The sequence below is a fragment of the Butyrivibrio sp. genome (assembly GCF_017940685.1).
Taxonomy (GTDB): Bacteria; Bacillota; Clostridia; order Lachnospirales; family Lachnospiraceae; genus Butyrivibrio.
Map to the genome: position 1 here is coordinate 1 of NZ_JAGAYD010000050.1, position 1,598 is coordinate 1,598.

At 45.7% G+C, this 1,598-nt stretch carries 2 protein-coding genes; both read left to right on the forward strand.

What is annotated here, in order from left to right:
• Positions 1–214, forward strand: a 214-nt coding sequence (locus J6I68_RS03655) for a hypothetical protein (RefSeq protein WP_292217509.1), incomplete at its 5' end; no start/stop codon positions are given.
• 212 nt (positions 215–426) lie between these two features.
• The coding region (gene ltrA / locus J6I68_RS03660) for a group II intron reverse transcriptase/maturase (RefSeq protein WP_292217512.1) at positions 427–1,598 on the forward strand (1,172 nt) is incomplete at its 3' end.

The following is a 1,598-nucleotide window of genomic DNA, read 5'->3' on the forward strand; positions in this document are numbered from 1 at the left end:
GAATCGCAAGGTGGTCACAGTAATGTGGCAGCTGAAAGAAGCGATAGTAAAACTTCGAACTGACGAACAGAAATCATCTCAGGCGGGTATGGCGGATAAGTGTGCACAGAAACACGAAGTCCAACAGCTAGACAGAGTCATAAACGTAAAGATGGCAGTGATGAAGCGAAAGAGAGTGTACTTACCCGAGGAGGTCCTACTAGCCGAGAGGTAGTAACAACTAATAGTAGGAAGTCAGCAGAGGCTATACTAGCGATGAGTATGCGTGAAGGGCCGAACAAAACAATTGTGAAAGTAGGAGGAACGCAAACCCAAGCACTGAAAATAAGGCATAAGACAGAAGCGAAGGCCGACCGAAGGGAATAGTAGTGGAGTGCACAAGGGTACCCTGAGGGGAGTGTGATGAGGGACTGGCGATATAAACATATGATTAGCAAGAACGAATTCGAACCGATAACTTTAGAGAGAATACTCAGTCACGGGACGATGGCTGAAGCCATTGGGCGGGTAATCGCCAACAAGGGCGGAGCCGGAGTAGACGGGATGAAGACGGGGGAGATTACCGAATACATCCAGAGTCACCCGTACCAAATCTCAGAATCGGTAAGAAACGGTACATACAGACCAAAACCAATTAAGCGGGTATATATTCCCAAAGACAATGGAGATAAGCGTCCGTTGGGCATACCGACGGTGATAGACAGATTCATCCAACAGGCTGTAGCCTTGGTATTATCGGAGGAGTACGAGAAGGTATTTTCTGATAACAGCTTTGGCTTCAGACCAAAACGGGGTTGTCGAGATGCGATCAATAGAGCCACGGAGTATGTAAACAGCGGGTTGGAATGGGTTATAGACTTGGATCTGAGCAAGTTCTTTGATACGGTAAATCACAGTAAACTGCTTCAGCTTTTATCAGACAGGATAAAAGACGGAAGGGTAATCTCGCTGATTCACAGATTTCTGAGAGCTCCAATATCTGAAGATGGAAAAGTCGGCAAGAAGAACACGATAGGCACCCCCCAGGGAGGAGTCATCAGTCCCGTACTTGCCAACGTTCTGTTAAATGAATTGGATCAACTGCTTGATTCGAGGGGAATAAAGTTTGTCAGATATGCGGATGACATGGTTATCTTCTGTGGCAGTAAGAAAGCTGCAGAACGGATACTTGGGAATGTCACGAAGTTTATTGAGAATAAGCTGTTCCTTAAAGTAAACACTGAGAAAACCAAAATACTGCATGCCTGTGAAAAGACTCAGTTTTTGGGCTTTGCTTTTACCACTAAGGTATCTGCGAAGAAAAGAAAGGAGTGTCCCACGTGGAAGTTCTTTCCTGTCGTCCACCAAAAGAAGAGACTTAAGCTTGCTGAAACCCTAAAGGAAATCCTTGATAGACGAGCCAAAGGAGGTATTCTGGCGGTACAAAGACGTTTGCTGTTAAAACTCAGAGGCTGGTGCAATTACTTCAAGGGAGCTATTCCTGTGAGTTGGATGGTGGAAACAGACAAGTGGATCCGCAGAAGGATAAGACAGCTGTTATGGAAGCAGTGGAAGAAGCCTTCAAAGCGTAAGGAGGAATACATCAGAAGGGTTAAGCA